The following is a 26,557-nucleotide window of genomic DNA, read 5'->3' as shown; positions in this document are numbered from 1 at the left end:
CCCAGAGGGGGAGCATCTTGATCCGCTGACTAGATCCTCCCCCTCTGGGGGAGGTGGCCCGGAGGGCCGGAGGGGGTCCTCGACGTCAGTCGAGGATCACCCCCATTGCGATGTCGTCCTCGAACGTCCCGTCCGGGAAGCGTCCACGCTTCTCCAGCCGCCCCTCCACGCGGAACCCCAGGCGCTCGTAGAGCCGGATCGCGCCCGCGTTCCCGGCGCCGGTTCCGAGCTCCACCCGCACGATCGGCGGGTCCATCGCCCGCGCCGCCGCGAACAGCGCCTGGAACAGGGCCGAGCCGACGCCCCTGCCCCGCCAGTCCGGATGCACCGCCACCGTCAGGTCGGACAGCACGTGCGAGAACAGCTTCACCGGAATGCGCACGGCGTGAATCTCGCCGATGACGACGCCGCCTTCGTCGACCGCCACCAGACCCACGCCGTCGGCCAGGGCCTCGTGCAGGATCCTGTCGATATAGCCGTCGGTGATCTCCTCCGGCTGGCGCGCGATGCCGCCGGGCATGGCGGCCGTGGCGCGGTGAACGGCGGCGATCGGGATCGCGTCATAGGGCCGGGTCGGGCGGATCGAGAAGCTCATGCGTCTCTCTGGAAGGGATAGAAGCCGCCGCCGAGATCGAGGATCGCGGTCAGCTCGTCCAGGGCCTCGCGGCTCTCGATCAACAGCGACGGATCGGCCAGATCGGCCGGCGCCAGGCGGTCGCGGTAGCGTCGAGCGCCCCAGTCGGCGAGACGCGCGTGCAGGGCGGCGTCGAAGCGTTGGGCAGGATTGGCGGCGGCCAGTTCCGCGTCGGTCAGCACCACCCGCAGCCGCAGGCAGGCTGGGCCGCCGCCATTGCGCATGCTCTGGCGGACGTCGGCGTATTCCACCCGGCCGACCGGGCCGTTGGAGGCGACAAGGCCCTCGGCGACGGCGCGGGCGCGGGGATTGTCGCGGGTCTCGCCGGGGGCCAGCAGCACCAGGCGATCCTCGCCGGGCAGGACGAGGAGCTGGGAGTTGAAGAGATAGCTCTTCACCAGGTCCTCGATCGGCAGGTCGGCCTCGGAGACCTCGACGAAGATCGGCTCGAACAGGCCCTCGGCGGCGCGGCGAACCTGCGCTTCCATGGCGGCGCGGTCCTCGAAGGCGGCCTCGTGGAAGAACAGGGTCTCGCGCGTGCCGACGCAGACGACGTCGTTGTGGAAGGCCCCGCCGGCGATGGCGCGGCGGCCCTGGCGGGGGAAGACGGCGCGGGCGGCGGCGTGGCGACGCTGGATCGCCTCGAAGGCCTCGCGGGTCTGGCGGGCCGGATAGGCGCCGCTCCAGTGCTCCCAGGCTTCGCGGCCCCAGACGAAGAGGTTGACGCCCGGGTCGCCGTGGTCGGCGCAGAGCCGCACGTGGTTGGCCGCGCCCTCGTCAGCGAAATGCGGCTGGCCCGGCAGTGGGTCGTGGACGGCGAAGCGGGCCTCGTCCGGGAACAGCCGGCGCAAGGATCGGGCGGTCTGCGGGCCTTCCAGGCTGCGATGCAGGTTGGTCAGCAGGTTGGCGGGCGTGAAGTGCACGCAACCGTCGGCCGTATCGGCGCTGGGGGTCACCGTGGCGGCGTTGGCGGCCCACATCGGCGAGGCCGAGCAGGCGGCGGCGGCCAGGGCCGGGGCGGTGTTCCAGGCGGTCTCGATGACGGCGGCGTCGGAGCCGGCGAAACCGATCGACTTCAGGAACCCCACGTCCGGACGCTCGTGCGGCGGCAGCACGAACTGCGGCACGCCCCAGTCGGCCAGGCGGCGCATCTTGTCGAGGCCCTCCAGCACCGCCGCGCGCGGATCGGAGACCTGGCCGGCGTTGACCTGGCTGGCGATGTTGCCCGGCGACAGGCCGACATAGGAGTGGGTCGGCCCTACGAGGCCGTCGCAGTTGGCCTCGAAAGCGGTCACTCCTTTAGGGCTCATGGGCGCAGGCCCTTTATGTCGCCGGTCGTGTCGAGCACCGCCCCGGCCTCGAAGCTGGCGACCGGATAGGCGCAGTAGTCGGCGGCGTAATAGGCGCTGGGTCGGTGATTGCCCGAGGCCCCCAGGCCGCCGAACGGCATGGTCCCGGCCGCTCCCGTGGTCGGACGGTTGAGGTTGACGACCCCGGCCCGGATCCTCGCCAGGAAGCGGTCCCACAGCGCCGGGTTCTCGGTCACGAGACCAGCCGACAGGCCGTAGCGGGTGGCGTTGGCGGCGACGAGCGCCTCGTCGAACGAGGCGACGCGACGCACCTGCAGGATCGGGGCGAAGATCTCGTCGTCGGGCACGTCCACGCCCGTGACGTCGATCAGGCCCGGCGAGACGAAGGCGCCCGACAGGCCCTCGACGCGGCCAGGTTCCAGCAGGCGCTTGCCCTCGATGCGGCCGGCGGCGGCCAGGGCGTGACCGGCGGCGCGCTCGGAGATCAACGGCCCCATGAAGGGCTCGTCGCCGTTCCAGGGACCGATCGAGAGCTTCGGGACCAGGGCCAGCACGGCCTCGACGATCGCCTGGCCTTCCGAACCGTCCGGCACGATCAGCCGGCGGGCGCAGGAGCAGCGCTGGCCGGTAGTGATGAAGGCCGACTGCGCCACCAGGGCCGCGACGGCGGTCGGATCGCCGGCCTGCCAGGCGACCAGCGGATTGTTGCCGCCCAGCTCCAGGGCCAGGATCACGTCGGGTCGGTCGGCGAAGTGGCGGCGGAAGAAGGTCCCCGCCTGGGCCGAGCCCGTGAACAGCAGGCCGTCGATCTCCTGGTCGATCAGCGCCTGGCCGACCTCGCGCCCGCCCTGCACCAGGTTGACGACGCCGGCCGGTACGCCCGCCGCCTCCAGGGCCTCGACCAGCAGCCGGCCGGCCAGGGGCGTCTCTTCCGACGGCTTGAACACCACGGTGTCGCCGGCCAGCAGGGCCGGCACGATATGGCCGTTGGGCAGATGGCCCGGGAAGTTGAACGGTCCCAACACCGCCATGACCCCATGCGGCCGGTGGCGCAGCACCGCGCGGCCGAAGGGCATGGCGTATTCCGCGACGCCCGTCCGCTCGTCATAGGCCTTGATCGAAGCGTCGACCTTGCCGGCCATCGAGCCGATCTCGGCCTTGGTCTCCCACAGCGCCTTGCCGGTCTCGCGGCTCAGGGCTTCGGCGTAGGACACGGTCCGCTCGACCAGCACCTCCTTGTAGCGGCGCAGGATCGCGATCCGCTCCTCGCGCGGCAGGTCGGCCCAGGGGTGGAAGGCCTTGCGGGCCGCGGCAACGGCGGCCTCGACATCGACCGACGAGGCCGTCGTCTCGCGCCACACGACCTCGCCGGTCGCCGGATCGGTGGAGACCGCCTCCGGCCCCTGCCCGCTCTTCCAGACGCCGTCGATATATACGCCGTTCATGCCTTCACCCGCACATAGTCGCCCTCGGCCACGCCCAGGGCGTCGGCCGCCTCGCGATCCAGGATCGCCGCCTCGCCATCGATGAGCACCGGCGCCCGCACGGCCCGGAAGCGCGAGACCTCGGTGGACGAGATCAGAGCCTCCTCGCCGAACGCGTCCTCGCCGATCTTCACGCGCAGCCGGCGGGCGTCGCGCACCGTGCGGATGTCGTCGCGCGGCGCGGCCACGGTGGGCCCCGCGTCGAACAGGTCGACCAGGCCCTGGTAGCGGAAGCCCTCGCGCTCGAGCATGGCCCGGGCGGCCTCGCCGTCGCGGTGGACCTTGCCGATGACGTCGCGGGCGGCCGGGGCCAGGAGCTCGGTGTAGATCGGATGGCGCGGCGCCAGGTCGAGGATGAACTGGCCGTTGGTCGAGGCGCTCATCAGGTCGGCCTGGTCGAAGTCCAGCCGGAAGAACTTGCTGGCCGCGTGCTCCCAGAAAGGGCACGAGCCGTCGTCGTCGAACCAGCCGCGCAGCTCGGCCAGCACCATCTCGGCGAAGCGCTGCGGCTCGATGCCGATCAGCATGTAGCGCGACTGGGCCAGCAGCCGCCCCGCCCCGCCCTTGCGCTTCTCGGGGCGCAGGAACAGCGAGCCGACCTCCGACCAGCCGGCGCATTCGTTCACCAGAACGAGGGCCTTGTGGTCGAAGCGCATCTCCAGCACCGGCGACGACTGGGCCAGGGTGACGACGCGGAACGAGAAGAACGGCCGCTTGAGGCCGACGCTCGCCTTGACCCCGGCGACGCCATCGATGACGCCGGTCTCCAGGTCTTCCAGCATCAGTGTGTACCAGGCCTCGGGCGGGGCGACGCCGGCCTGGAAGCTGGCTTCCGACAGGGCCAGGCGCTCGCGCAGGGTCGGCTCGTCCTCGGGCAGGCTGGTGAAGCCACGCCCCGACAGCACGGCCAGCTCCATCAGGGAGTCGAAATCCGCCGAACCGGCGGGACGGACGACGAGCATTCAGAGGATCTCCGGTACAGCGGCCATGGCCGCGCGGATCGCATGGGCGTCGATGTCGCCGCTCGCGAGCTTGATCAGGGTGAGGGCCGAGAGCTGGGCGCGCTCGACGAAACTGGCGGGCCAAGCGTGCTCAGCCTCGCTGTGGATGTCGCCGCCGCGCACGCCCAGGCTGTCGATGTTGGGCAGGCCCGAGGCGAACAGGTTGTTGCCTTCGCAGACGCCGCCCGACGGCTTCCAGGCGATGTCCTGGCCCAGCAGCGCGCCGACCTCCTTCACAGCGCCGAACAGCCGTTCCTGGGCGGCGTTGAATGGCTTTGCGCCGCGCGTGATACGGCCATGCAGATGGGCGTGCAGGCCGTCGCTCTTTGTCGAAGCGACGATGGCGGCGATCTCGCCCTCCAGCCAGGCGGCGTCGGCGGCCGAGGGGAAGCGGACGTTGAAGCGCAGCACCGCGATGTCGGGCACCATGTTCAGCGGCGAGCCGCCATCGATCTTGGCGATGTTGAGCGTGACGCCCTCGCGTCGGCCATTCAGGGCGTGCAGGGCCTGGGCCAGGCGCGCGGCCTCCATCACCGCGTTGCGGCCCGAGGCGAAGTCGCGGCCGGCGTGGGCGGCGCGGCCGTGGACCGCGACGTGGAAATTGCCCGAGCCCTTGCGCACGCTGGCCAGCGCCCCGTCGGCCAGGGCCGGCTCGTAGGTCAGGCCCACATGGCCCAGCCGCGCGAAGTCGGCCAGCACAGGGGCGGAGGCAATGGAGCCGATCTCCTCGTCAGGCGACAGCAGCACGCGATAGCCCACATTGGCGGCCTTGGGATGGCGTTCGAAGGCCTCCAGCGCCGCCAGCATCACCGAGATCCCGCCCTTCATGTCGGCGATGCCCGGGCCGTGCAGCGCGCCGTCGGGGCGGGTCGAGACGGTCTGGAAGGCTGAGGTCTCGGGGTAGACGGTGTCGTAGTGGCCGGTCAGCACGACCTGGACCGGCGCCTCCGGACGCACCACGACGGCGATGGCCGGTGGATGGCCTTGCGTGACCTCGCGGCCGTCGGCGGCGATTTCCGGCGAGGCGGTCAGCGGGATCTCGGTCGGGGCGGCCGGCAGCGCCGAGAAGGCTTCGGCAAGAACCTGCCGCTGCCGCTCCAGGCCCGCGATGTGGCGGCTTCCCGAGTTGATGGCGCACCAGGCGACGGCCCGGTCGATGATCCGGGGGCCGTCGGCCGCCAAACTCCCCAGGACAGCCCGATCTTCGTCGTCGATCCGCATGGATTCGCTGTCTCCCTTGACCAGAGCCTAGTCCAAGGGCCGCGGGCAAAACGTTGTTTCCTTTGGCGAGGAAACCGCAGGCCCGCGCAACAGCCTTGCGCTACTTGTAGTTCTTTCGCCACTTCACCGAAAGCTTCGCGTCGCCGTCGCCGCCAAGGCGCGAGACCAGCGACAGGGCCCGGCGGATGCGCCATTCGACCTGCGCCGCCGGTCCTTCGCGGCCGCCGCCGATGATCTCCACATAGACGTCGTCGGTGACGTACTTGCCGCCGGCCACGGTCATGCCCGTGCTGCTTTCGGCGAAGGCCAGCCGGTCGAGACGCGCGAAGCTCCTCAGGTTGCCGATCACGTCGAAGCCCCCGCCCCCGGCCAGCGAGGCCAGCGCCGAGGCCAATTGGGCGGCCTCGATCGGCGACAGCTGGGCGGCCGAAGCCCCGAACAGCACCTGCGACAGCACCTCGTCCTGCGGCAGTTCAGGCGTCGAGGTCAGGGTGATCTCCGGCTTGGCCGCGGTGCCCGAGATCTTGATGACGGCGGTCAGGGCGTCGTCCTCGCGGGTGGCGGTCAGGTCGAGGCGGATGCGCTCCAGCTGAGTGGCCAGGCGCACGACGCCGTCGTCGTCGAACTCGAAACGCTTGCCGGCGAAGTCGTACTCGCCGCGCACCACCCGGGCCACGCCGTCGAGGCTGGGGCTGGCCGTGGTGCCGCCGACATGGGCGTCCAGCGACAGTTCGACGTCCAGGCCCCTGCCCTTCACGAAGATCCGCCGCGGCGCCTTGAGGGTGACGTCCAGCGCCATGCCGGAATCGGCCCGGCGCTGGCGGATCTCGACGCCCTGCACCAGGTCCTGCGGGCGGTTGCGCTCGATGACGTCCATCGAGACGACGCCGGCCGGGGTCTTGGACTGGGCCGAGACGTCGGCGCGGTCGATGGTCAGGGCCCCGGTCAGCTTCACCTTGCCGGCGGAGTCGCGGTTGATCGTCGTCTGACCGGTGGCGGACGCTTTCGCCAGCTCGTTGTCGATGACCTGGAAGTTCTTCATGTCGAGGCGGAAGCTGCCGACGCCGTCGCGCGCCAGGCTGATCCGGCCCGCGCCCGAGACCGTGCCGCCCCGGCCGTCGGCGCCCTGGGCCTGGCTGACGTCGATGGCGTTGTCGGCCAGGGCCAGGGTGATGGCGACGTCCTGCAGGCGCAGACCCGTCTGGCCGTCCTCGAACTTGCCGCCGGTCAGGGCGGCGCGGCCGATCAGGCGCGGGTCGGCCAGGGTGCCGGCCAGCGAGCCCTCGGCGTCGATCTTGCCCGACAGGCCGCGCTCGGGGCCGATCAGCAGGTCCCACAGCGGCTTGATCTCGCCCTGGGCCAGGAACCGGCCCTGCACCGCGCGGCGGCGGTCGATGGCCAGGCGGAACGGCTTGGCCGAGGCCTCGGTCGGCAGGGTCAGGTCGGCCTCGGCCTTGAGGCCCTGGGGGTTGGAGCCGCTGGCCTTGATGGTCATCACCCGGTCGCGCAGGTCGCCGTGGATCGTGGCGTCCAGCGACTGGTTGGGCTTGGCCCCGCGCTCGCGGGCGCCGGACAGGTTGGCGTCGAGTTCGCCGTCCAGAGCCTCGCCCTGGCCGCGCATCGAGACCCGGGCGTCGATGCGGCCGGCGAGGTCGGGGTTGAGCGCCGTCAGGCTGACGCCCACCAGGTCGGCCCGCAGGTTGGCCAGCTCGCCGCCTACATCGAGATCGAGGTCGGCCCGGCCGTCGCCCAGGTTCAGGCGCAGGCTGCTGGTCGTGCGCGAACCGCCGAAGCGGATCTGGGCGGACTCACGGGTGGAGATGTCGGTGCGGGCCATGCGGCCCTTGGCGTCGAGGGTCAGCAGGTAGTCGTCGGCCTGCTGGGCCAGCAGGCCGGTCCCGGCCAGGTTCCAGCGGCCGGCCGGCGCCTCGCCGCGAGCGTCGAGGGTCAACGGCAGGCGGCTCATCGGGCCGGAGGCCTTGATGGTGGCGGTGCGCAGCTTCCAGGCGCCGCCAGCGACGTCCTGGGCGACGAGATCGAGCGTCGCGTTCGGCCCGCCGGGCGCGTCGACCAGCTTGACCGCGCCCTTGACCGAACCCTGGGCCAGGAAGGCGCCGGGGCCGACGGCCACGGTCAGGTCGGCGGTCGCCGGCCGGCTGTCGCGCAGCGAGGCGTCGCCCTGGGCCTTCAGGCCGCCGGCGTCGATGTCGAGATCGGAAAGCTCCAGCCCGCCCGGCGCGAACCGGAAGGCCGTCTTGCCGCGCGCCGGCCCGTACTGGCTGGTCGCCTGCAGGGACGCCGTCCCGTCGCCGCCGTCGGGCAGCTTGGCGAAGGTCAGGGCCAGCTTGGCGTCCTTCAGCGGCAGGCGCGGCAGGTCGATGCTGTCGAAGGCGGCCTTGAGGTCGGCGCGCGGCGCGGTCAGCGTTCCGGTGATCGCGCCGTCGCCCGAGGCCTTGCCGCTGACTTCCACCGGCCCGGCGCCGAACGGCCCCTCGGCCGACCAGTCGAGCTTGAAGGCCAGGTTGTTGCCGGGCGTCATGACACCCGAGGCCCTGGCCCGGGCCGATGCGCCGTCGAGCTTGGCGTCGGCGACCGACAGCTTGCCGTTGTCCCAGGCCGCCCGGGCGCTGAGCTTGGGCGCGGCGCCGAGCAACCGGTCGAGTTCGGTCATGCCGGTCGCGAAGCCGGCGCCCTTGGCGTCGGCCGTGAAGTTCCAAGGCTTGTCGCGGGCCTGGCTGGCCGACCACTTGATGTCGGCCGCGCCCCTCATGCCGGGGCGGATCGGCGCCAGGGAGGCGACCTTGGCCGAACCGTCGAACGACAGGCCCCCGAGCAGGCCGCGCTCGCCCTTGCCGTCGACGACGATGTTGGGCGCGACGATCTTGGCGTGCTTGATCAGGAAGCGGCCGTCCTTCAGCCGCGCGCCCTCGAACTCGGCCTTGGGCGTGCGGCCCAGCGGCGCCAGCAGGCCCTCGCCCGCCCCGCCCTCGGTGGTCGCCGAGGCGCGGATGGTCAGTTCGCCCTTCTTCCAGCCGACGAAGGCCGGGCCGCGCGCCCGCGCCAGGCGGTAGCCGAGCAGCTCCAGATTGGCGACGTCGGCCGGACCCTCGACCGAGAAGCCGTCGGCGCCCAGCTTGAAGACGCCTTGCGCCTTGGCCGCGCCCATCTTCGGGATTGGGGTGATCTTGGACAGATCCTTGACCGAAGCCGAGAAGGTCACGCCCTCCGGCGCGGTGCGGCGCTGGCTGAGGTCGGCCAGGCCCTGGGCGTCCAGGCTGAGGTTCGGCGCGCGAAGCTTCAGGGAAAGATCGGTCGATGTCCCGGCCTTGCGGCCGACGAGATCGACATCCACCGCCGCCCCGAACATCCGCTCGTAGAGATCGGTATGGCTGGAGGCCGAAAGGTCGACATGGCCGCTGGCCGAACCGCCCTGGGCGGTCCAGGCGCCGCCGGCGCGCAACGGCACGGTGTCGCCGGTCTGGGCGCGCACGGTGAAGGCCCCGGCTTCCGTCGTACCGTTGGCCTTGGCGTCGAGCAGGAACGTGCGGTCGGCGGGCAGGCCGAGACTGCCGGCCAGGGCGCCCCCCTTGGCCTCGCGGCCCGTGGCGGTCAGCAGCAGGGTCTTGTCGCGGCCAAGATCGAAGACGAGGTCGAGATGGTCGCCCGGGTGCAGGCGGCTGGCGGCCGACAGGCGACCAGCCTGGCCGCCGGCCCGCGCCATCTCGAAGGCCCCTGAGACGTCGAAGTCGCCGGCCACATTGCTGAACGCCGGCCGCGAGACCAGGCGCAGCTTGAAGGCGTCGAGATCGACCGAGACCGGCGCGGCGCTCGACTTGCCCTTGGGACCGAGCGTCGGGCGGCGCACCAGCGTCACCTGCCGCGCCTCGATGCTGTCGGCGTGAAAGCGGCGCCACCACAGCTCGCGCGGACGCCAGACGACGTGCAGGTCAGCGCCCTCCAGCCAGACGCCCTTCTCGTCGGAGATGGTCAGCCGGCGCACGCCGAAGTCACGCCAGATGTCGCCCGACAGGCCCTCGATCTTAAGCGTGCCGATGCGGCCAAGCTTCAGGCCGCTGGTGCGGGCCTCGAGGAAGGCGCGGCCCTGAGGGGTGATCACTCCGTAGCGGACCACGCCCAGGAACAGGGCGACGATCGCCACCAGGGTCACCGAGACGATGATCAGCCAGCCGGGCCCGCCGATGCGGCGCGCGACCTTGACCGCGGCTTCGGCGACCTGCTCGACGGGCTCTTGCGGGGGCGGGGCGTCGGTCAAAAGCTCTGCCCGATGCTGAGATAGATCTGGAAGGCCGGGTCGCCCTTGCGCTTTTCGAGCGGCACGGCGAAGTCGGCGCGGATGGGGCCAAAGCCCAGGTCGTAGCGCACGCCGAAGCCGACGCCGGCGCTGAAGTCGTCGGCGCTGGGCGTGGGTTCGACGCCCACGGCGCCGGCGTCGAGGAAGAAGACCCCGCCCCAGCGCTCGGTGAAGCGATGGCGGACTTCGAGGGAGGCCTCGAACAGGGACAGACCGCCTTGCGGGGTGTTGTCCGACAGGCGCGGCCCGATGGCCTGGTAGGAATAGCCGCGCACCGAGCCGCCGCCGCCTGAGTAGAAGCGCCGCGAGGCCGGCACTTCGGGCATGGTGCCGCCCAGCATGGCGCCCAGCTTCAGGCGACCGGCCAGCACCGTCCTGGCGTTCTCGCCGAACGGAATGTAGGCCGCGCCCTGGGCCTGGGTGCGGATGTAGACGAGGCTGGTGTCGCCGGTGATCGCCGTGGGCTCGGCCCGCGCCTCGACTCGCCAGCCCTTCTTCGGATCGAGGATGTTGTCCGAATGGTCCCAGGCATAGGCGGCCAGGGTGGTGAAGGTCGCCAGGTTCAGCCGCTGGCCCACCGTGCCGCCGCTGGCCGAGGTCAGTTCGGTGGTCTGCGACAGGTCCAGCGACACGCCGTAGGTCTGGTAGCGCGTGGCCTGCAGCCGGCGCGTCAGGTCGGCGCTGATGGTGGCGCCGGTTTCGTCATAGGCGTCGGTCGTTTCGCCGAACACCTTGCTGGTCAGCTTCAGGGTCTGCTGCGGGCGGCCCCAGTGCGGCAGGGCGACCGAGCCCTCCAGGCTCTTTTCCAGCTTGGCGACCTGGGTGGTGATGGTCGTGGTGTCGGCCCGGCGCAGGCGGTTGTAGCGGATCCATTTGACGTCGACGCCGGGGCCCTCGCTGGTCGAGTAGCCGGCGCCGAGTTCCAGCGTGCGCGAGGCGCGGTCTGCCAGGGTCACCTGGATCGGCCGCAGGCCGTTCTCCAGCGCCTTGTCCTTGGGCGCGAGCGCCACCGAGACGGTGTCGTAGACGCCGGTGTCACGCAGCCGGCGCTCCAGCTCGGCGACGTCCTCCGGATCGTAGACGTCGCCCTCCTTCCAGGGCGCGAGGCGACGCAGCCAGACGATGTTGGTGCGGCCCTTGGTCGAAAGCTCGACGCCGTCGACCTTCACCAGCTCGCCCGAAGCGATGACGAAGGTAGGACGCACGGTGTGGTCAGCGTGGTCGACGATCACCTGGCGCGGATCGGCCATGGCGTCGGCATAGCCCAGCTTCTGGACCTGGGCGACCGCCCGACCTTCGGCGCCCAGCACCTCGGCGGCGCGACCGGCCGAGCCCTCGGTCAGGCCCAGCACCGAGAAGGCGCGCTCGCGCACGCCCTCGTCCGGCGGCTCGCCCGACCAGTCGATGCGCGGATCGGCGAAGACGAACAGCGGACCGGGCGTGACCTTGACCACGCCGCGCGGCGGATCGGCCTCGGTGACGTCGGGTTCGACAACGTAGGCGTAGTAGCCCTCGGCGCGCAGTACGGCGACGGCGTCGTCGGCGGCGTCGCGGGCGCGGCGGCGGGCTTCGGAGCGGCTGCCGGGCGGACCGTCGGCTTCGGTCAAGGCGCGCTGGATCGCCTCGCGCAGGGCGCGATCCTCGACGCCCGTGATGGTCGCCGATGGTTCGTCCGCATGCGCCTGGGCCGCGATGGCCGCCATGACGGCGGCCAGGCCCAGGACTGTCGTCTTACGCACCAAGCTTAGTCCCCGCGCGGAGCGCCCCCTGGCCTCGTGTAGTCGGGCGCTTCACGCCTGTCACGCCGCGAAATGCTGCGAGGGCGAACGATGGCGCCTTCTCAGGCCCGGCAATTGGCGCCCAAATGATGAGCAGTCGTGCGCATTGGCGCGGCGGAGCGCGAAATCCGCCGCGAACCTTTTCCAGGCGTTCTAGGTTTCCATCGACCAGCGCCGCTTCGGCGCAGGTCCAAGAGACGGACAACCAAGGTGGATACAGGCGTGGCGGCGAAAATACAGAGCCTGGACGAAGCCCCCAACCTGCCGATGACGGGGGCGGCCTATCTGCCCGGCGTGGCGTACGACGAAATGTTCGCTCCGGGCGGCGAAGTGCGCGGCCACTACGCCCCGCTGCAGTCACGGATGGCGACCCTGGGCGCCTCGGCCCTGGCCGATCGCCAGAAGACCCTCGAGCGCTCGTTTCTGCTGCAGGGCATCACCTTCACCGTCTACGGCGCCGGCAGCGCGACCGAGCGGATCATTCCCACCGACCTCTTTCCGCGAATCATCCCGGCGGCCGAATGGGCCAAGATCGAGTCGGGCCTGACCCAGCGCCTGCTGGCGCTGAACATGTTCCTCGCCGACATCTACGGCGAACAGAAGATCCTGATGGACGGGGTGGTGCCCCGCGACCTGGTGCTGGGCGCGCCCTCGTACCGGCGCGAGATGCAGAACCTGTACGTGCCGCACAAGTCGTACGCCAATGTCTGCGGCAGCGACCTGATCCGCGGCCAGGACGGCCAGTTCGCCGTGCTGGAGGATAATCTGCGCGTCCCCTCGGGCGTCTCCTACATGCTGGCCAATCGCGACGCGGCCAAGCGCACCTTCCCCGGCACCTATCGCGAAGCCGGAGTGCGTCCGGTCGAGCGCTATCCCGACCTGCTGCTGGCCACGCTGAAGAGCATGAGCGCCGACTGGCGGTCCGACCCGCAGGTGGTGGTGTTGACCCCCGGCGTCTACAACAGCGCCTATTACGAGCACGCCTACCTCGCCCGCCTGATGGGCGTGCCGCTGGTCGAGGGCCGCGACCTCGTGGTCCACGACAACATGGTCTACATGCGCACCACAACGGGCCTGCGCAGGGTGGACGTGATCTATCGCCGGGTCGACGACGACTTCATCGACCCCCTCACCTTCCGCCGGGATTCGTCGCTGGGCGCGGCGGGCCTGTTCAACGCCTATCGCGCCGGCAACGTGGTGATCTGCAACGCCCCGGGCACGGGCGTCGCCGACGACAAGGCCGTCTACGCCTTCGTGCCGGACATCATCCGCTACTACCTGGGCGAAGACCCGATCCTGCCCAACATCGAGACCTATCTCTGCCGCGAGAAGAGCCAGCTCAGCCACGTGCTGGCCAATCTCGACAAGCTGGTGGTCAAGGCCGTGGGCGCCTCGGGCGGCTACGGCATGCTGGTGGGACCGCACGCCACCGCCCAGGAACGCGCCGAGTTCGCGGAAGCCCTGAAGGCCGATCCCGGCAACTACATCGCCCAGCCAACCATCCAGCTGTCGACCGCGCCGTGCCTCGTGGACGGCCGCATCGAACCCCGCCACGTCGACCTGCGCCCTTTCATCCTGTCGGGCGAGAAGACGATCGTGACCCCCGGCGCCCTCACCCGCGTGGCGCTGAAGCGCGGCTCGCTGGTGGTCAATTCCAGCCAGGGCGGCGGTTCCAAGGACACCTGGGTGCTGGCCGAGGAGAACGGCCACTCCAACGGCAACGGCAATGGCCACTCCAACGGTCACAAGGGGAACGGCGCATGATGCTCGCTCGGGTTGCTGACAGCCTCTACTGGCTGGGCCGCTATATCGAGCGCGCCGAACACCTGTCGCGACTGTCCAGCGTGATGCTGAACGCCACGCTCGACCAGACCGATTCCGGCGTCCAGGCGGTGTGGATCGCCCTTTCCGCCGTCGGCGACACCGAGAACGGCAAGGTTTCGCCCTATGACGCCGCCCTCGCCCTGGTGCTCGACCGGTCGGACCCCAATTCGGTGGTGTCGTCGGTGACCATGGCCCGCGAGAACGCCCGCCAGGTGCGCGACCAGATCACCACCGAGACCTGGGAGCGGCTGAACGTCCTCTATCTGCGGGTCACCGACGCCAACGCCGAGGCCGAGTTCGCCGACAATTCGGTGGCCTTCCTGCACGACGTCATCGCCGACGTGCACCTGTTCAAGGGCGCGGCCGACGCCACCATGAGCCACGGCGAAAGCTGGCGGTTCATGATGCTGGGCATGTACCTGGAGCGGGCGCAGCTGGTCTCCAGCCTGCTGGAGGTGTGCTTCGCCCCCGCCCCCGGCCGCGAGATCAACGACCACCTGGCGCTGGTCAGCCTGCTGCGCATGGCCTGCGCGCTGGAGCCGTACCTGCGGGTCTACACCGCCGAGATCGAGCCACGGCACATCCTGGAATTCCTGGTCTTCGACGAGGACTTCCCGCGCTCGATCCGGTTCGCCACCTCGCGCATCGAGGAGCACCTGGCGACGCTGGCCCGCCACGTCGAGGCCGCCGGCCGCGCCGCGCCCGAGCGCCTGGCCGGCAAGCTGAAGGCCCGCCTGCAGTTCGCCGACGTCGACGAACTCGAGGCCGGCGGGGCTGGTTCGCTGCTGACCGCCGTGGTCAACGAGTGCGCCCGCATCCACGAAGCCATCTACGAAACCTTCGTCTCCTATCCCCTCGAACTGCGACTGCCGGCCTGATCCCATGCTGCTCGAAATCCGCCACGTCACCCAGTACCACTACGAGCGGCCGGTCCGCGAAAGCCTGATGGAGCTGTGGATGCAGCCCCAGAAGGGCGCGCGCCAGCGGCTGGTCAGCTTCGAGCTGGACATCGATCCGGCCGGCCAGCTGTTTTCCTACGCCGACAGCTTCGGCAACGCGGTCTATCACTTCGACGTGCCCCAGCCGCACGACCGCCTGACCATCATCGCCCGCTCGGCGGTGGAGACCGAGCGCGCCGCCGACCTGCCCGAAAAGCTCGACACCGGCGAATGGGACCGCCTGCGCAGCGAGTTCGTGCGCGGCGAGTGCTTCGACTTCCTGCGGCCGCACGGCTTCGTGCAGACGACCGACGCGCTGCTGGCGTTCATCGCCAAGCACGATCTGGAAGACCTCCGCCGGCAGGACCCGCTGACGGCCCTGAAGCGTCTGAACGAGACGCTCTACCAGTCGTTCGGCTACCAGCCGGGCGTCACCGACGCCGACAGCCCCATCGACCTGGCGCTGGAGGCCGGCAGCGGCGTCTGCCAGGACTTCGCCCACATCATGCTGGCCATCTGCCGAAGCTGGGGCCTGCCGGCCCGCTATGTCTCGGGCTACCTGTTCACCGACCGCGACGCTGGCGACCGCTCCGATCCCGACGCGACTCACGCCTGGATCGAGGTGTTCCTGCCCAGCCTGCGCTGGGTGGGCTTCGATCCGACCAACAACTGCCTGACGGGCGAGCGCCACGTGGCCGTGGCGGTGGGCCGCGACTATGCCGACGTCACGCCTTCACGGGGGGTCTACAAGGGCGACGCCGAGAGCCATCTTGCGGTCGGCGTGACGGTGCGCAGGGCCCGCGCGGCCCTGGCCGAGCCGGAGTTCCTGCGCCTGGCCAAACCCGCCGCTTTCGGCGGCCGCCGCCGCGGCGACGCCGCCGCGGCTCATCAGGACCAGCAGCGCCAGCAGCAGCAACAGCAGCAGCAGTAGTAGTGGGCGGTTTCGTAGATCCTCCCCCTCTGGGGGAGGTGGCCCAGAGGGCCGGAGGGGGCCAGCGCCAGCGCCAGACCCCCTCAGTCGCTTCGCGACAGCTCCCCCAGAGGGGGAGCATCTGGTGACTTAAGCCGCGTAGACGTGGCTCTTGGCGACCGCCAGCTTCACCGTGCCGGCGAAGCGGTCAGCGTCGGCGCGCGAGGCGGCGATCTCGATCCGCCCGCCGCCGGCCAGAACTGCATCGACGCGCACCAGGGCGCCCTGGACGTTGACGCGCTCGACCTTGGCCTCGACGCCGTCGTCGGCCAGGGCGAAGTCGTGAGGGCGAACGAAGCCCACGGCCGCGCCGTCGGCGACGCCGGGCGCCGGCAGGGCCAGCGGGCCGGCCGTGAAGCGGCCGCCCGAGACCTGGCCTTCGAAGCGGCTGGCCTCGCCGACGAAGCCGCAGACGAAGGCCGAGACCGGATTGTCGTGCACCTCGCGCGGGGTGCCGATCTGTTCGATCTGGCCCTTGTTGAGGATGGCGACGCGGTCGGCCAGTTCCAGGGCTTCTTCCTGGTCGTGGGTCACGAAGATGGTGGTGACGCCGGTGGCGTCGTGCACACGGCGCAGTTCCTTGCGCAGCGACTTGCGGACCGTCGCATCGAGGGCCCCGAAGGGCTCGTCGAGCAGCAGCACGCTGGGCTGAACCGCAAGAGCCCGCGACAGGGCCACGCGCTGGCGCTGGCCGCCCGACAGCTGCGAGGGATAGCGGCCGCCCAGGCCGTCCAGCTCGACCAGCTTCAGCAGTTCTTCGACGCGTCGGGCGATCTCGGCCTTCGGCGGCTTGTCCTTGCCCTTCCGCACATCGAGGCCGAACGCGATGTTCTTGGCCACGGTCATATGCTTGAACAGCGCGTACTGCTGGAAGACGAAGCCCACCCGGCGCGCTGCGGCCGAGGCGTAGGTCACGTCGTTGTCGTGGAACAGCACCTGGCCGCTGTCGGGGAATTCCAGGCCGGCGATGGCGCGCAGCAGCGTGGTCTTGCCCGAGCCCGACGGCCCCAGCAGCGCCAGCAGTTCGCCGTCGGCGATCTCGAGATCGACATTGTTCAGCGCCGGGTAGCGGCCGAACTGCTTCTGGACGGAACGGATGGAGATGGTCATGGCGGCGTTCCGTTAGTGGCCGCCCCGGCGCACGGCCGGTTGGGCGACTTCGAGGGCGGTCTTGAGCACGAGGGTGACGATGGCCAGCAGGCAGAGCAGCGCGGCGACCGCGAAGGCCCCCACGAAGTCGTACTCGTTGTAGAGGATCTCGACGTGCAGCGGCATGGTGTTGGTCAGGCCGCGGATGTGGCCGCTGACCACCGACACGGCCCCGAACTCGCCCATGGCGCGGGCGTTGCACAGCAGCACGCCATACAGCAGGCCCCAGCGGACGTTGGGCGTGGTGATCCGCCAGAAGGTGTAGAGACCCGAGGCCCCCATCGAGATGGCGGCCTCCTCCTCGCTGACGCCCTGCTCCTGCATCAGCGGGATCAGTTCGCGGGCGACGAACGGGAAGGTCACGAAGATGGTGGCCAGCACGATGCCGGGCACGGCGAAGATGACCTTCAGGTCGTGGTCCAGCAGCCATTCGCCGAACCAGCCCTGCAGACCGAACACCAGCACGTAGATCAGGCCGGCCACGACGGGCGAGACCGAGAACGGCAGGTCGATCAGGGTGATCAGGAACGCCTTGCCGGGGAAGTCGTGCTTGGCCACGGCCCAGGCGGCGCAGAGGCCGAAGACGACGTTGAACGGCACGGTGATCGCCGCCGTGATCAGGGTCAGCTTGACCGCCGCCAGGGCGTCCGCGTGGGCGATGGCGTCGATGGCCACCTGCAGACCCTTGCGCAGGGCCTCGGCGAACACCGCGGCCAGCGGCAGGATCAAAACCAGCGCCAGGAAGGCCGCGACGACGGCCAGGACCAGCGCCTTGACCCAGGTCGGATCCTCGGTGGGGTGACGGGCGCGGGCCATCAGACGAACCTCCGCGAGTAGGCCTGGATGGCGTTGATCACCAGCAGCATCAGGAACGAGACCACCAGCATGACCACGGCGATGGTCGCGGCCTGGGCGTACTGGAACTGCTCCAGCTGGATGATGATCAGCAGCGGCGCGATCTCGGACTTGTAGGGCATGTTGCCGGCGATGAAGATCACCGAGCCGTACTCGCCCACCCCGCGGGCGAAGGCCATGGCGAAGCCGGTCAGCCAGGCCGGACCGAGAGCCGGCAGGATCACCCGCCAGATGGTGGCCAGGCGGCCGGCGCCCAGGCTGGCGGCGGCTTCCTCGACATCGGCCGACAGGTCGCGCATCACCGGCTCGATGGTGCGCACCACGAACGGCAGGCCGATGAACACCAGGGCGATGGTCACGCCGACCGGGTTGTAGGCGGCCTTGATCCCCAGCGGGGTCAGGAACTGCCCGACCCAGCCGTTGGGGGCGTAGAGGGTGGCCAGGGCGATGCCAGCCACGGCGGTCGGCAGGGCGAACGGCAGGTCGACCAGGGCGTTGAGCACGGTCTTGCCGGGGAACTCGTAGCGCACCATCGCCCAGGCGGTCAGCACGCCGAACACGCCATTGACGATGGCGGCCACCAGGGCCGCGCCGAAGGTCAGGCGATAGGCGGCGAGCGCCCGCTGCGAGAAGGCCGCGGCCAGGAACTCGCTCGGCGACAGCTCGGCGGCCTTCAGGGCCACGGCCGACAGCGGAATCAGCACGATCAGCGACAGGACCGACAGGGTCACGCCCAGGGTCAGTCCGAAACCGGGAATGGCCGAACGGCGGCGGAACAAGGGACGGCGCGCCGCGACGGGGCGTTGCGCGGCGGGGGAATCGGCGGTCATCGTCTGATCGTCGTCCTGGATCCGTCTGCGGCCGAAGGCCTTGGAAAGTAAGAATGCGCCAGCCATCCTCCCGGCGCCGGCGCAGCGTCAAGCTGGACCGCTTAAATCCCCACCACGTCTGTGGGGTCAATTGAGATTTAGCGAGCGAACCCCGCAGAAAATCTGTCTCGCCGCCACCCTGCCTCCCCGCTTCGAAACCGAGAAGCGAAATCGGCGGGCCGCTCAACCGGCTCGAATCAAGTTTCACAATGTGAAGTCACGACGCAATTTATGGGAAATGTGTTGCGCCTTTTGGCCGCCGTGCGAAGATCGCGGCAACAAAGTTCAAGGTCCCTTGGGGGGAAATCCATGCCTCGTTGCTTCCGCAAGGCCGCCATGCTGGCCTCCGCCGCCTCGCTGCTGGCGCTTCCCGTCCTCGCCGCGCCCCGACAGGCCGAACGCCTCGACCGCGGCCTGGTCGCCGCCCCCGCCATCGACGGCGGCGTGCTGGTGTCCTGGCGGCTCAGCGGCGACGACGCCCTGGGCCTGGCCTTCAACCTCTATCGCGACGGCAAGAAGCTGAACGCCAAGCCGCTCGCCTTCGCCACCAACTTCGTCGACAAGAGCGGCGTCGCGGGCTCGCGCTACAGCCTCAAGACCGTGATCAAGGGCAAGGAAGTCGCCCTGGCCGGCGAGACCGCCGCCCTGAAGGACGGCTTTCTGACCATCCCGCTGCAAAAACCGCCCGGCGGCGTCACGCCGGACGGTCAGGCCTACGAGTACACCGCCAACGACGCCTCGGTCGGCGACCTCGACGGCGACGGCCGCTACGAGATCGTCCTCAAGTGGGACCCGACCAACTCCAAGGACAACGCCTTCGCCGGCTACACCGGCCCTGTGCTGCTGGACGCCTACACCTTGGACGGCAAGCGCCTGTGGCGCATCGATCTTGGCCGCAACATCCGCGCTGGCGCGCACTACACCCAGTTCCAGGTCTTCGACTATGACGGCGACGGCCGGGCCGAGATCGCCGTGCGCACCTCCGACGGCACGGTGGACGGGACCGGCAAGGTGCTGGGCGACCCGAAGGCCGACTGGCGCGAAGGCCCCGAGGAGCGGCCGACCAACGACAAGACCGGCGCCGAGATCAAGCCCGACGGCACGAAGGTTGCCAAGCTCACCGGGCGCATCCTCAAGGGTCCCGAGTTCCTGACCGTGTTCGACGGCCGCACGGGCGCGGCGCTCGATTCGGTCCGGTTCGCCGCCCCGCGCGACCCGACCACCGACCAGCCGACCGCCGAGCAGATGACCAAGCTCTGGGGCGACGGCTACGCCAACCGCTCCGACCGCTTCCTGGCAGGCACCGCCTATCTCGACGGCCAGCGGCCCAGCATCGTCATGGGCCGCGGCTACTACGCCCGCACCACGGTCAGCGCCTGGGACTTCCGCGATGGCAAGATCGTCCAGCGCTGGGTGTTCGACAGCGCCGCCCCCGGCGTGCCGGAAGGCTTCGGCGGCCAAGGCAACCACCAGCTGGCGGTGGCCGATGTCGACGGCGACGGCCGCGACGAGGTCGTCTACGGCTCGATGGCGATCGACGACGACGGCAAGCCGCTGTGGACCGCCAAGCTCTATCACGGCGACACCCTGCACCTGGGCGACCTGGATCCGACCCGTCCGGGCCTGGAGCGCTTCGGCGTCAACGAGAGCCCGAAGATGAACGGCGGCATCGGCTCGGCCATGGTCGACGCCAAAACCGGCGAAGTGCTGTGGACCACGCCGACGCAAAGCGACACCGGCCGGGGCGTGGCCTTCGACATCGACCCGCGCTTCCCCGGCGCCGAGGTCTGGGCCAGCAATTCCGACACGCTCTACACCGTGAAGGGCAAGCCGATCGAAGGCGTGAAGCACCCGCGCCAGACCAATTTCGGCATCTGGTGGGACGGCGATGAGCTGCGCGAACTGCTCGACAAGAACCAGATCTCCAAGTGGGACTGGACCACGGGCCAGGCCAAGGTGCTGTTCACCGCCGAGGGCATGCTGTCGAACAACGGCACCAAGGCCACGCCGACCTTGTCGGCCGACATCCTGGGCGACTGGCGCGAGGAGCTGATCCTGCGCTCGGAGGACAACACCTTCCTGCGGATCTACGTCACGCCCTATCCGACCGACCGCCGTCTGGTCACCCTGATGCACGATCCGGTCTATCGCGCCGGGATCGCCTGGCAGAACACCGCCTACAACCAGCCGCCGCACACCAGCTTCTTCCTGGGCAACGGCATGAGGAACCCGGACCGTCCGGACATCGCCATCGTGAAGGTGAAGCCGTGAAGAACGCCCTGATCGGCTTGGCGACCGCGTTCGCCATCGCCCTGCCCGCCTTCGCGCCCTCCGCGCTGGCCCAAGCGGCCGAAGCGCCGCGCGAGTGGATCGACAAGGACACCGGCCACCGCGTCGTGCGCCTGTCGGACGAGCCGGGGTCGAGCAGCCTCTATTTCAACTTCAACGGCTACACGCCCCAGGGCGACAAGCTGGTGATCTCCACGCCCAAGGGGCTCAGCACGGTGGATCTCGCCACCCGCAAGCTGGCGCCGCTAGTCGAGGAGAACGGCAAGTTCCTGTTCGTCGGCCGCAAGACGCGCTCGGCCTATTTCATCGTCACCGAAGGCGAGACCCGCGTGGTCAAGGCCGTCGACATCGACAGCAAAAAGGTCCGCGTCGTCGCCACGTTCGATCGCGGCGACATCCAGACCATCAACGCCGACGAGACCCTGCTGGGCGGCGTGGTGGTCAGCGATCCGAAGATCGAGACCCGCCCCGACGGCATGCTCAAGCGCGACACCCGCTTCGACCAGGCCGCCTACGCCGCCAACGGCCCGGACGGCAAGCCCCTGCCCTTCGCCGAGGCCAAGGAGGTGCGGCTGAACGAGCGGCTCGACTCGAAGACGCCGATGGAGATGTTCGTTATCGACCTGCGCACCGGCCAGAAGCGCGTGGTGCACGCGGCGACCGACTGGCTGAACCACCTGCAGTTCTCGCCGACCGACCCGAACCTCCTGATGTTCTGCCACGAGGGTCCCTGGCACAAGGTCGACCGCCTGTGGCTGCTGCGCACCGACCAGGCGAACGCCAAGCCGGTGAAGATCCACACCCGGACCATGAACATGGAGATCGCCGGGCACGAATGGTTCAGCGCCGACGGCAAGACCGTCTGGTACGACCTGCAGACCCCGCGCGGCGAGGACTTCTGGGTGGCCGGCTACGACATCGCCACCGGCAAGCGCAGCCAGTTCCATGTCGAGCGCAACGCCTGGTCGGTGCACTTCAACTCCAGCCCGGACGGCAAGCTGTTCGCCGGCGACGGCGGCGACAGCGAGATGGTCGCCCATGCGCCGGACGGAAAGTGGCTGTACCTGATGCATCCGCGCGGCATCCCGGACGTCGCCGGCATCCACGCCCCCGACTCCGAGCACCTGATCCGCCCGGGCGTCATCGACGCCGAGCGCCTGGTGAACATGAGCGGCCACGACTACCGCCTGGAGCCGAACGTCAACTTCACGCCCGACGGCAAGTGGCTGGTGTTCCGCTCCAACATGCACGGCGGCCAGCAGGTCTATGCGGTGGAGCTGGCGAAGGCCGCTCCGGCTCAGTGAGCGAACTCCAAAACCCGTAAAACCCCCGCGAAAGCGGGGGCCCAGGCTTTTTCTGAAACGCTCGGCGCTCGACGATAAAACACCTGGGTCCCCGCTTTCGCGGGGATTTTACGGATGGGGTTCAGCCGCCGCCCTTTCCTTCCTCTCCCTCTGAGAGAGGGGATTTCAGAGCCTCCCGCGCCCGCCACCGGGCCTTCAGCGTATGCGAGGTCTCGCGCGAGCCATCCGGGCTCCAGCCCGGCGGGCCAAAGAGATAGCCCGCCACTTCCCTCGGCGACCTAGACCCCGCCAGGTCCTTCCCGATGCCGATCCACTCGTGGAAGACGTTGGTGAAGAGGTTGAAGTTGGGCAGGTTCCGCACGATCCCGTACCGGCACGGCTCTGTGTCGTCCTCGGGGATGAAGGTGCCGAACATCCGGTCCCAGATGATCAGGATTCCGGCGTAGTTGGCGTCCAGATAGCGCGGGTTGCGGGCGTGGTGCACCCGGTGGTGCGAGGGCGTGTTGAACACCACCTCGAACCAGACCGGCATGCGGCGCACCGCCTCGGTGTGGATCCAGAACTGGTAGACGAGGCTGATCCCCTTCTGGATCGCCACCATGGCCGGCGGGAAGCCCAGAAACGACAGCGGCAGCCATAGCAGCCAGGTGCCGGCCACCCCGCCGGTCCAGGTCTGGCGCAAAGCCGTGGTCAGGTTGTAGTGCGTCGAGCTGTGGTGGTTGACGTGGCTGGCCCACCAGAACCGCCGCTCGTGGCTGAGGCGATGGAACCAGTAATAGGTCAGGTCCTCGGCGAAGAAGAGCACGACCCAGGCCCAGACGGCGCTCATCGGGATCGTGAAGATCCGGTGCTGGTACACCCAGACGCTGGCGGCGAAGACCGCGCCGCCGGTCAGCAGGCCGACGATGCTGTTGCCCAGGCCCATCATCAGCGAGGTGGCCGCATCGCGCGGCTCGTAATTGGCCTTGGCCTTGCCGAATCGGGCCAGCAGCACCTCCAGCACGATGGCGACCACGAAGAACGGAATGGCCAGCTGGACGGGATCGAAGGCCGGCTTCACGCGGCCGTCTCCACCGGCGGCCATGGCCGATCGCCCAGGACGAGGCGCGGCGCGCCGTCGACGCCGGGCAGCCTGATCCGGCCGTCCGTGGCCCCGCTGGCGACGACCCCGGCCCAGGGCGCGCTGCGGGCGACATAGCCGTCGCCGCGCCGCCACAGCACCAGCGCCTCGGCGCCCGATCGGGCGACCAGGCCGGCGCCGTCGCCGGCCAGCCAGACGCTGTCGATGCGGTGATCCGGAAACTCCTCGGCCAGCAGACGCATGGCCGCGTCGACGTCGAGCGGCGGAGTCGGCCGGGCGAGTCGCGCCCAGGCGGCCAGCGCCACCACGGCGGCGACGGCCACAGCCGAACCGGCCAGCTGAATGACCATGAAGACGCTCAAGGTCCTCCCCCCATGCTCTTGTTTTCCAAGAACGTTCCGACGGAGCGCCCGGCCGGTCAAGTCTTGCCGCCGAAGGCCGCTTTACGGCGAGGCTTCAAACCTCCTAGACTTGACGAAACAGCCACATGCGCGTTTCGCGCGAATCCTGGACCGTTTCGATGCTGATGCTGGAGCCCTTGCGCAAATACGCCGACTTCGAAGGTCGGGCGACCCGGTCGGAATACTGGCTGTTCTTCCTGTTCCGCTTTCTTCTGTACACGGCGCTGACCATCGCGACCGTCATCGTCGCATCGGCCTCCGGCATCTATTCGAGCAATCTGGCCGATCGGAACACTGCGGCCGCCGGTGTCTTCGCGACGCTGTTCTTCGCGGTCTTCGGCGTCGTCACCCTGGGCCTGCTCGTCCCGACCCTGGCCGTCAGCGTGCGCCGCCTGCACGACAGCGACAAGTCGGGCTTCTGGCTGCTGCTGGGCTTCATCCCGTTCGGCGGCTTCGTGGTCTTCATCTTCGACCTGCTCGACGGCACGCCCGGTCCGAACCGCTACGGGCCGGACCCGAAGGGGCGCGACGGCTTCAGCGGTCCCGGGACCGTTCACCACCACTATCACTACCAGACGGCCGAACAGGCTCCGCCCGTGGTCTGACCGCGCGCTCGGAAGCTGGACACGAAAAGGCGCGCCGCCCGCGAGGACGACGCGCCTTTCTTCATTTCAGGCCTGGAGCTTAGAACTTCCGGGCGTAGCCGACCGAGACGACATTGGCGTCGTCGGCGTCGTTGTCGCGGAACTGCTGGCGCGTGTAGTCGACGCGCACGCCGTTCTTGTCGTCGAACTTGTACTGCGCGCCCACGCCGTAGTTGACGCTGTCGGCGTCGTACTTGCTCTGCACGCCGGCCGTGGTCTGCTTGAACTGGGTGTTGCCGTAGCCGACGCGGCCGATCAGGTCGATGTTCGGGGTCACCGGCAGGAAGCCGACGCCATAGACGGCGGCCGAGTGGGTCTGCTCGAGGCTGGAGCGGACGCCGGCGCGGTCGATGTTGTCGTCCTTCACGCCGCCGGACAGTTCGCCCTCGACACCGAAGTGCGGGGTCAGCTTCGCGCCCAGGCGGCCTTGCACGGCGCCGGTGTCGGCGCCTTCCGCGCGCGAGCTGTTGTAACCGAGGTTGCCGTAGATCTCCGGCGAGCTCGATTGAGCATGGGCCAGAACCGGAACAGCAGCGACCGACGCGGCGGCCAGGGCCGCAGACATGAGAACCTTCATTTTTTTACTCCATGGTACTGGGATTTCTTGTGCTCCCTCAGCCTCCTCTGGGTATGGGGCCAACGCGGCCCGTATTTGACCGTCCGCGGACTTGTTTGAGGCCATTGCGTGTCGTTTTCGACATTTGCACCGGGGATTGTGGCCGCCCCCCGAAAGTTCCCCGACGGCAGGGCGAATAGCCGCGGGCGATGCGCCCGGGACACGGTCGCTAGCAGGTGACGCGGGCGCGGGGCGTGCTATTGATCCCGACCAAACAGTGATCAGATCGGCGCGCCCATGTCGCGCGCCGGCCATCGGGACAGTCGCCTTGCATCAAGCCGTCATCGCCGCCACGGGACTCTTCACCCCGCCGTTCAGCATCTCGAACACCGAACTGGTCGACGCCTTCAACGCCTATGTCGAGCGCTTCAACGCCGCCAACGCCCAGGCCATCGAAGCCGGCGAAGTGACGGCCCTGGCCCCCTCCTCGCCCGAATTCATCGAGAAGGCCTCGGGCATCAAGTCGCGCTTCGTGATGAACAAGGACGGCATCGTCGATCCCGAAGTCATGCGGCCGGTCCTGCCCGAGCGCCCGAACGACCAGATCTCGATCCTGGCCGAGATGGCGGTGAAGGCCGCCGAGCAGGCGATCGCCGCCTGGGGCAAACCCGTGTCGGAGATCGGCGCGGTGATCTGCGCGGCCTCGAACATGCAGCGCGCCTATCCGGCCATGGCCATCGAGGTGCAGCAGGCCCTGGGCATTGAGGGCTTCGCCTTCGACATGAACGTCGCCTGCTCGTCGGCCACCTTCGGCATCAAGACCGCCGCCGACTTCATCGCCACCGGCAGCGCCAAGGCCGTGCTGATGGTCAATCCCGAGATCTGCTCGGGCCACCTGAACTTCAAGGACCGCGACAGCCACTTCATCTTCGGCGACGTGGCCACGGCCGTGATCATCGAAGAGGCCTCGCAGGCTACGGGGGGCTGGGAGATCCTGGGCACGCGCCTGAAGACCCAGTTCTCCAACAACATCCGCAACAACTTCGGCTTCCTCAACAACGCCGCCCCGGAAGGCGTCGGCGCTCGCGACAAGCTGTTCGTGCAGGAAGGCCGCAAGGTGTTCCGCGAGGTGGTGCCGATGGTCAGCGAGATGATCGTCGAGCACGCCGGCGACATCGGCCTGGACGCCACGGCCCTCAAGCGCCTCTGGCTGCACCAGGCCAACATCAACATGAACGACCTGATCGCCCGCAAGGTGCTGGGCCGCGATCCCGAGGCCGGCGAGAACGTCATCATCCTCGACGAGTACGCCAACACCTCCTCGGCCGGCTCGATCATCGCCTTCCACACCGCCAACGACGACTTCGCCGCCGGCGACACGGGCCTGATCTGCAGCTTCGGCGCCGGCTATTCGGCCGGCACGGTGTTCGTCAGGAAGCGCTGAGCGGAGCTGCCCGCGGGTATTTGAGCTCGCGGGCGAAGCTGGCCAGGATCAGCGGCCAGCCATGGTCGGAGGCCATCCCCTGGCGGATGGCCTGCGCGCCCTCGCCGTGACGATCCAGGTCGCGGTGCTCAACGACGATCCGCGTCCCCTCGCCCGACGGCTCGAACCGGAACTCGATCTCGCTCTGGCGCTCCAGCGGCTCGACGCCGCGATCGGGCGCGACGTTGAAGCCGACGATCAGGCGGTGGCCGGGATCGTAGGCCCGCACATCGCCCCACGGGCTTTCCCCGCCTTCCTTGTCGACCTCGAACCAGCGCCCGCCGGCCACCGGCTCGACATGCACGGCCGCGAAGCGCGCGCCGCTGCGGCTGTAGGCCATCGGCCACCAGCGCCCCATGTCGCCGACGAAGCGGGCGAAGGCTTCGGCCGGCAGGGCCTCGACGGTGATCTCGCTGACGATCGGTGCGGCCATGAACGTCCTCCTTGGCGGATG

General features: G+C 69.6%; 21 protein-coding genes. 7 read left to right on the top strand and 14 right to left on the bottom strand.

Annotated elements, in window-relative coordinates:
- Positions 1–85: 85 nt before the first annotated feature.
- From AC07N1_RS20115 to AC07N1_RS20085, 7 genes are all read right to left on the bottom strand, one after another.
- Positions 86–595, bottom strand: coding sequence for a GNAT family N-acetyltransferase (locus AC07N1_RS20115; RefSeq protein WP_494673403.1), 510 nt, complete (start codon positions 593–595; stop codon positions 86–88).
- Positions 592–1,944, bottom strand: a complete 1,353-nt coding sequence (locus AC07N1_RS20110; protein WP_494673402.1) for an N-succinylarginine dihydrolase — start codon at positions 1,942–1,944, stop codon at positions 592–594. Before AC07N1_RS20110 ends, AC07N1_RS20115 begins: the two co-directional genes overlap by 4 nt.
- Positions 1,941–3,389: a succinylglutamate-semialdehyde dehydrogenase gene (gene astD / locus AC07N1_RS20105; RefSeq protein WP_494673401.1), complete on the bottom strand. Its 1,449-nt coding sequence runs from the start codon at positions 3,387–3,389 to the stop codon at positions 1,941–1,943. The genes AC07N1_RS20110 and astD overlap by 4 nt, the downstream gene beginning before the upstream one ends.
- Positions 3,386–4,390, bottom strand: coding sequence for an arginine N-succinyltransferase (locus AC07N1_RS20100; RefSeq protein WP_494673400.1), 1,005 nt, complete (start codon positions 4,388–4,390; stop codon positions 3,386–3,388). The genes astD and AC07N1_RS20100 overlap by 4 nt, the downstream gene beginning before the upstream one ends.
- A complete protein-coding gene (locus AC07N1_RS20095) occupies positions 4,391–5,650 on the bottom strand; it encodes a hydrolase (protein ID WP_494673399.1) in 1,260 nt (419 codons plus the stop codon). It lies immediately after the preceding gene.
- 100 nt (positions 5,651–5,750) lie between these two features.
- Positions 5,751–9,923, bottom strand: coding sequence for a translocation/assembly module TamB domain-containing protein (locus AC07N1_RS20090; protein ID WP_494673398.1), 4,173 nt, complete (start codon positions 9,921–9,923; stop codon positions 5,751–5,753).
- Positions 9,920–11,701: an autotransporter assembly complex protein TamA gene (locus AC07N1_RS20085; RefSeq protein ID WP_494673397.1), complete on the bottom strand. Its 1,782-nt coding sequence runs from the start codon at positions 11,699–11,701 to the stop codon at positions 9,920–9,922. The genes AC07N1_RS20090 and AC07N1_RS20085 overlap by 4 nt, the downstream gene beginning before the upstream one ends.
- A gap of 261 nt (positions 11,702–11,962) precedes the next feature.
- Between AC07N1_RS20085 and AC07N1_RS20080 the strand changes: the two genes are divergently transcribed.
- The 3 genes from AC07N1_RS20080 to AC07N1_RS20070 are packed head-to-tail and all read left to right on the top strand — an operon-like array spanning position 11,963 to position 15,433.
- Positions 11,963–13,504 (top strand): circularly permuted type 2 ATP-grasp protein, encoded by a 1,542-nt coding sequence (locus AC07N1_RS20080; RefSeq protein WP_494673396.1) that lies wholly within the window; start codon positions 11,963–11,965, stop codon positions 13,502–13,504.
- Complete coding sequence (locus AC07N1_RS20075; protein ID WP_494673395.1) at positions 13,501–14,442, top strand: alpha-E domain-containing protein; 942 nt, start codon at positions 13,501–13,503, stop codon at positions 14,440–14,442. Before AC07N1_RS20080 ends, AC07N1_RS20075 begins: the two co-directional genes overlap by 4 nt.
- Positions 14,443–14,446: 4 nt before the next feature.
- Entirely contained in the window at positions 14,447–15,433 is a 987-nt protein-coding gene (locus tag AC07N1_RS20070; RefSeq protein WP_494673394.1) for a transglutaminase family protein, read from the top strand.
- A gap of 129 nt (positions 15,434–15,562) precedes the next feature.
- On the opposite strand, the gene AC07N1_RS20065 is transcribed toward AC07N1_RS20070, so the two are convergent.
- Genes AC07N1_RS20065 through cysT form a run of 3 tightly spaced genes read right to left on the bottom strand, consistent with a single transcriptional unit; the run spans position 15,563 to position 18,306 of the window.
- The gene (locus AC07N1_RS20065) at positions 15,563–16,582 is read right to left on the bottom strand and encodes a sulfate/molybdate ABC transporter ATP-binding protein (protein WP_494673393.1); all 1,020 of its coding nucleotides are present in this window, start codon (positions 16,580–16,582) and stop codon (positions 15,563–15,565) included.
- Between the two features lie 12 nt (positions 16,583–16,594).
- Positions 16,595–17,437, bottom strand: a complete 843-nt coding sequence (cysW, locus tag AC07N1_RS20060; RefSeq protein ID WP_494673392.1) for a sulfate ABC transporter permease subunit CysW — start codon at positions 17,435–17,437, stop codon at positions 16,595–16,597.
- Entirely contained in the window at positions 17,437–18,306 is an 870-nt protein-coding gene (cysT, locus tag AC07N1_RS20055; RefSeq protein ID WP_494673391.1) for a sulfate ABC transporter permease subunit CysT, read from the bottom strand. The genes cysW and cysT overlap by 1 nt, the downstream gene beginning before the upstream one ends.
- Positions 18,307–18,654: 348 nt before the next feature.
- On the opposite strand from cysT, the gene AC07N1_RS20050 reads away from it, so the two are divergent.
- Together AC07N1_RS20050 and AC07N1_RS20045 are read left to right on the top strand one after the other, a co-directional pair.
- A complete protein-coding gene (locus AC07N1_RS20050; RefSeq protein WP_494673390.1) occupies positions 18,655–20,616 on the top strand; it encodes a rhamnogalacturonan lyase in 1,962 nt (653 codons plus the stop codon).
- The gene (locus AC07N1_RS20045) at positions 20,613–21,938 is read left to right on the top strand and encodes an oligogalacturonate lyase family protein (protein WP_494673389.1); all 1,326 of its coding nucleotides are present in this window, start codon (positions 20,613–20,615) and stop codon (positions 21,936–21,938) included. The genes AC07N1_RS20050 and AC07N1_RS20045 overlap by 4 nt, the downstream gene beginning before the upstream one ends.
- Positions 21,939–22,059: 121 nt before the next feature.
- On the opposite strand, the gene AC07N1_RS20040 is transcribed toward AC07N1_RS20045, so the two are convergent.
- Both AC07N1_RS20040 and AC07N1_RS20035 read right to left on the bottom strand, forming a co-directional pair.
- A complete protein-coding gene (locus AC07N1_RS20040; protein ID WP_494673388.1) occupies positions 22,060–23,022 on the bottom strand; it encodes a sterol desaturase family protein in 963 nt (320 codons plus the stop codon).
- Positions 22,995–23,381 carry a hypothetical protein gene (locus tag AC07N1_RS20035; protein WP_494673387.1) on the bottom strand — a complete coding sequence of 129 codons (387 nt, stop codon included), beginning with the start codon at positions 23,379–23,381 and terminating at the stop codon, positions 22,995–22,997. Before AC07N1_RS20035 ends, AC07N1_RS20040 begins: the two co-directional genes overlap by 28 nt.
- Positions 23,382–23,506: 125 nt before the next feature.
- Between AC07N1_RS20035 and AC07N1_RS20030 the strand changes: the two genes are divergently transcribed.
- Positions 23,507–24,025, top strand: a complete 519-nt coding sequence (locus tag AC07N1_RS20030; RefSeq protein WP_494673386.1) for a DUF805 domain-containing protein — start codon at positions 23,507–23,509, stop codon at positions 24,023–24,025.
- A 79-nt stretch (positions 24,026–24,104) separates the two neighbouring features.
- Here AC07N1_RS20030 and AC07N1_RS20025 read toward each other — a convergent pair whose 3' ends face one another.
- Positions 24,105–24,641 carry a porin family protein gene (locus tag AC07N1_RS20025; protein WP_494673385.1) on the bottom strand — a complete coding sequence of 179 codons (537 nt, stop codon included), beginning with the start codon at positions 24,639–24,641 and terminating at the stop codon, positions 24,105–24,107.
- Between the two features lie 307 nt (positions 24,642–24,948).
- On the opposite strand from AC07N1_RS20025, the gene AC07N1_RS20020 reads away from it, so the two are divergent.
- A complete protein-coding gene (locus AC07N1_RS20020) occupies positions 24,949–26,064 on the top strand; it encodes a beta-ketoacyl-ACP synthase III (protein WP_494673384.1) in 1,116 nt (371 codons plus the stop codon).
- Here the strand turns inward: AC07N1_RS20020 and AC07N1_RS20015 are convergent.
- Positions 26,051–26,536: an SRPBCC family protein gene (locus AC07N1_RS20015; protein ID WP_494673383.1), complete on the bottom strand. Its 486-nt coding sequence runs from the start codon at positions 26,534–26,536 to the stop codon at positions 26,051–26,053. The two genes, AC07N1_RS20020 and AC07N1_RS20015, sit on opposite strands and share 14 nt — an antisense overlap.
- Positions 26,537–26,557: the final 21 nt, after the last annotated feature.

The organism is Caulobacter sp. GW821-FHT09B11 (genome assembly GCF_059418205.1).
The sequence above is the reverse complement of the archived record's forward strand: the minus strand, read 5'-3'. Positions and strand labels throughout refer to the sequence as shown.

Bases quoted from the DNA above. Each gene is read 5' to 3' on its own strand.
- AC07N1_RS20070 (WP_494673394.1), top strand. From the start codon at position 14,447: ATGCTGCTCGAAATCCGCCACGTCACCCAGTACCACTACGAGCGGCCG.
- AC07N1_RS20030 (WP_494673386.1), top strand. From the start codon at position 23,507: ATGCGCGTTTCGCGCGAATCCTGGACCGTTTCGATGCTGATGCTGGAG.
- AC07N1_RS20015 (WP_494673383.1), bottom strand. From the start codon at position 26,536: ATGGCCGCACCGATCGTCAGCGAGATCACCGTCGAGGCCCTGCCGGCC.
- AC07N1_RS20040 (WP_494673388.1), bottom strand. From the start codon at position 23,022: ATGGCCGCCGGTGGAGACGGCCGCGTGAAGCCGGCCTTCGATCCCGTC.
- AC07N1_RS20050 (WP_494673390.1), top strand. From the start codon at position 18,655: ATGCCTCGTTGCTTCCGCAAGGCCGCCATGCTGGCCTCCGCCGCCTCG.
- AC07N1_RS20025 (WP_494673385.1), bottom strand. From the start codon at position 24,641: ATGAAGGTTCTCATGTCTGCGGCCCTGGCCGCCGCGTCGGTCGCTGCT.
- AC07N1_RS20110 (WP_494673402.1), bottom strand. From the start codon at position 1,944: ATGAGCCCTAAAGGAGTGACCGCTTTCGAGGCCAACTGCGACGGCCTC.
- AC07N1_RS20095 (WP_494673399.1), bottom strand. From the start codon at position 5,650: ATGCGGATCGACGACGAAGATCGGGCTGTCCTGGGGAGTTTGGCGGCC.
- AC07N1_RS20075 (WP_494673395.1), top strand. From the start codon at position 13,501: ATGATGCTCGCTCGGGTTGCTGACAGCCTCTACTGGCTGGGCCGCTAT.
- AC07N1_RS20115 (WP_494673403.1), bottom strand. From the start codon at position 595: ATGAGCTTCTCGATCCGCCCGACCCGGCCCTATGACGCGATCCCGATC.
- AC07N1_RS20100 (WP_494673400.1), bottom strand. From the start codon at position 4,390: ATGCTCGTCGTCCGTCCCGCCGGTTCGGCGGATTTCGACTCCCTGATG.
- cysW (WP_494673392.1), bottom strand. From the start codon at position 17,437: ATGGCCCGCGCCCGTCACCCCACCGAGGATCCGACCTGGGTCAAGGCG.
- astD (WP_494673401.1), bottom strand. From the start codon at position 3,389: ATGAACGGCGTATATATCGACGGCGTCTGGAAGAGCGGGCAGGGGCCG.
- cysT (WP_494673391.1), bottom strand. From the start codon at position 18,306: ATGACCGCCGATTCCCCCGCCGCGCAACGCCCCGTCGCGGCGCGCCGT.
- AC07N1_RS20065 (WP_494673393.1), bottom strand. From the start codon at position 16,582: ATGACCATCTCCATCCGTTCCGTCCAGAAGCAGTTCGGCCGCTACCCG.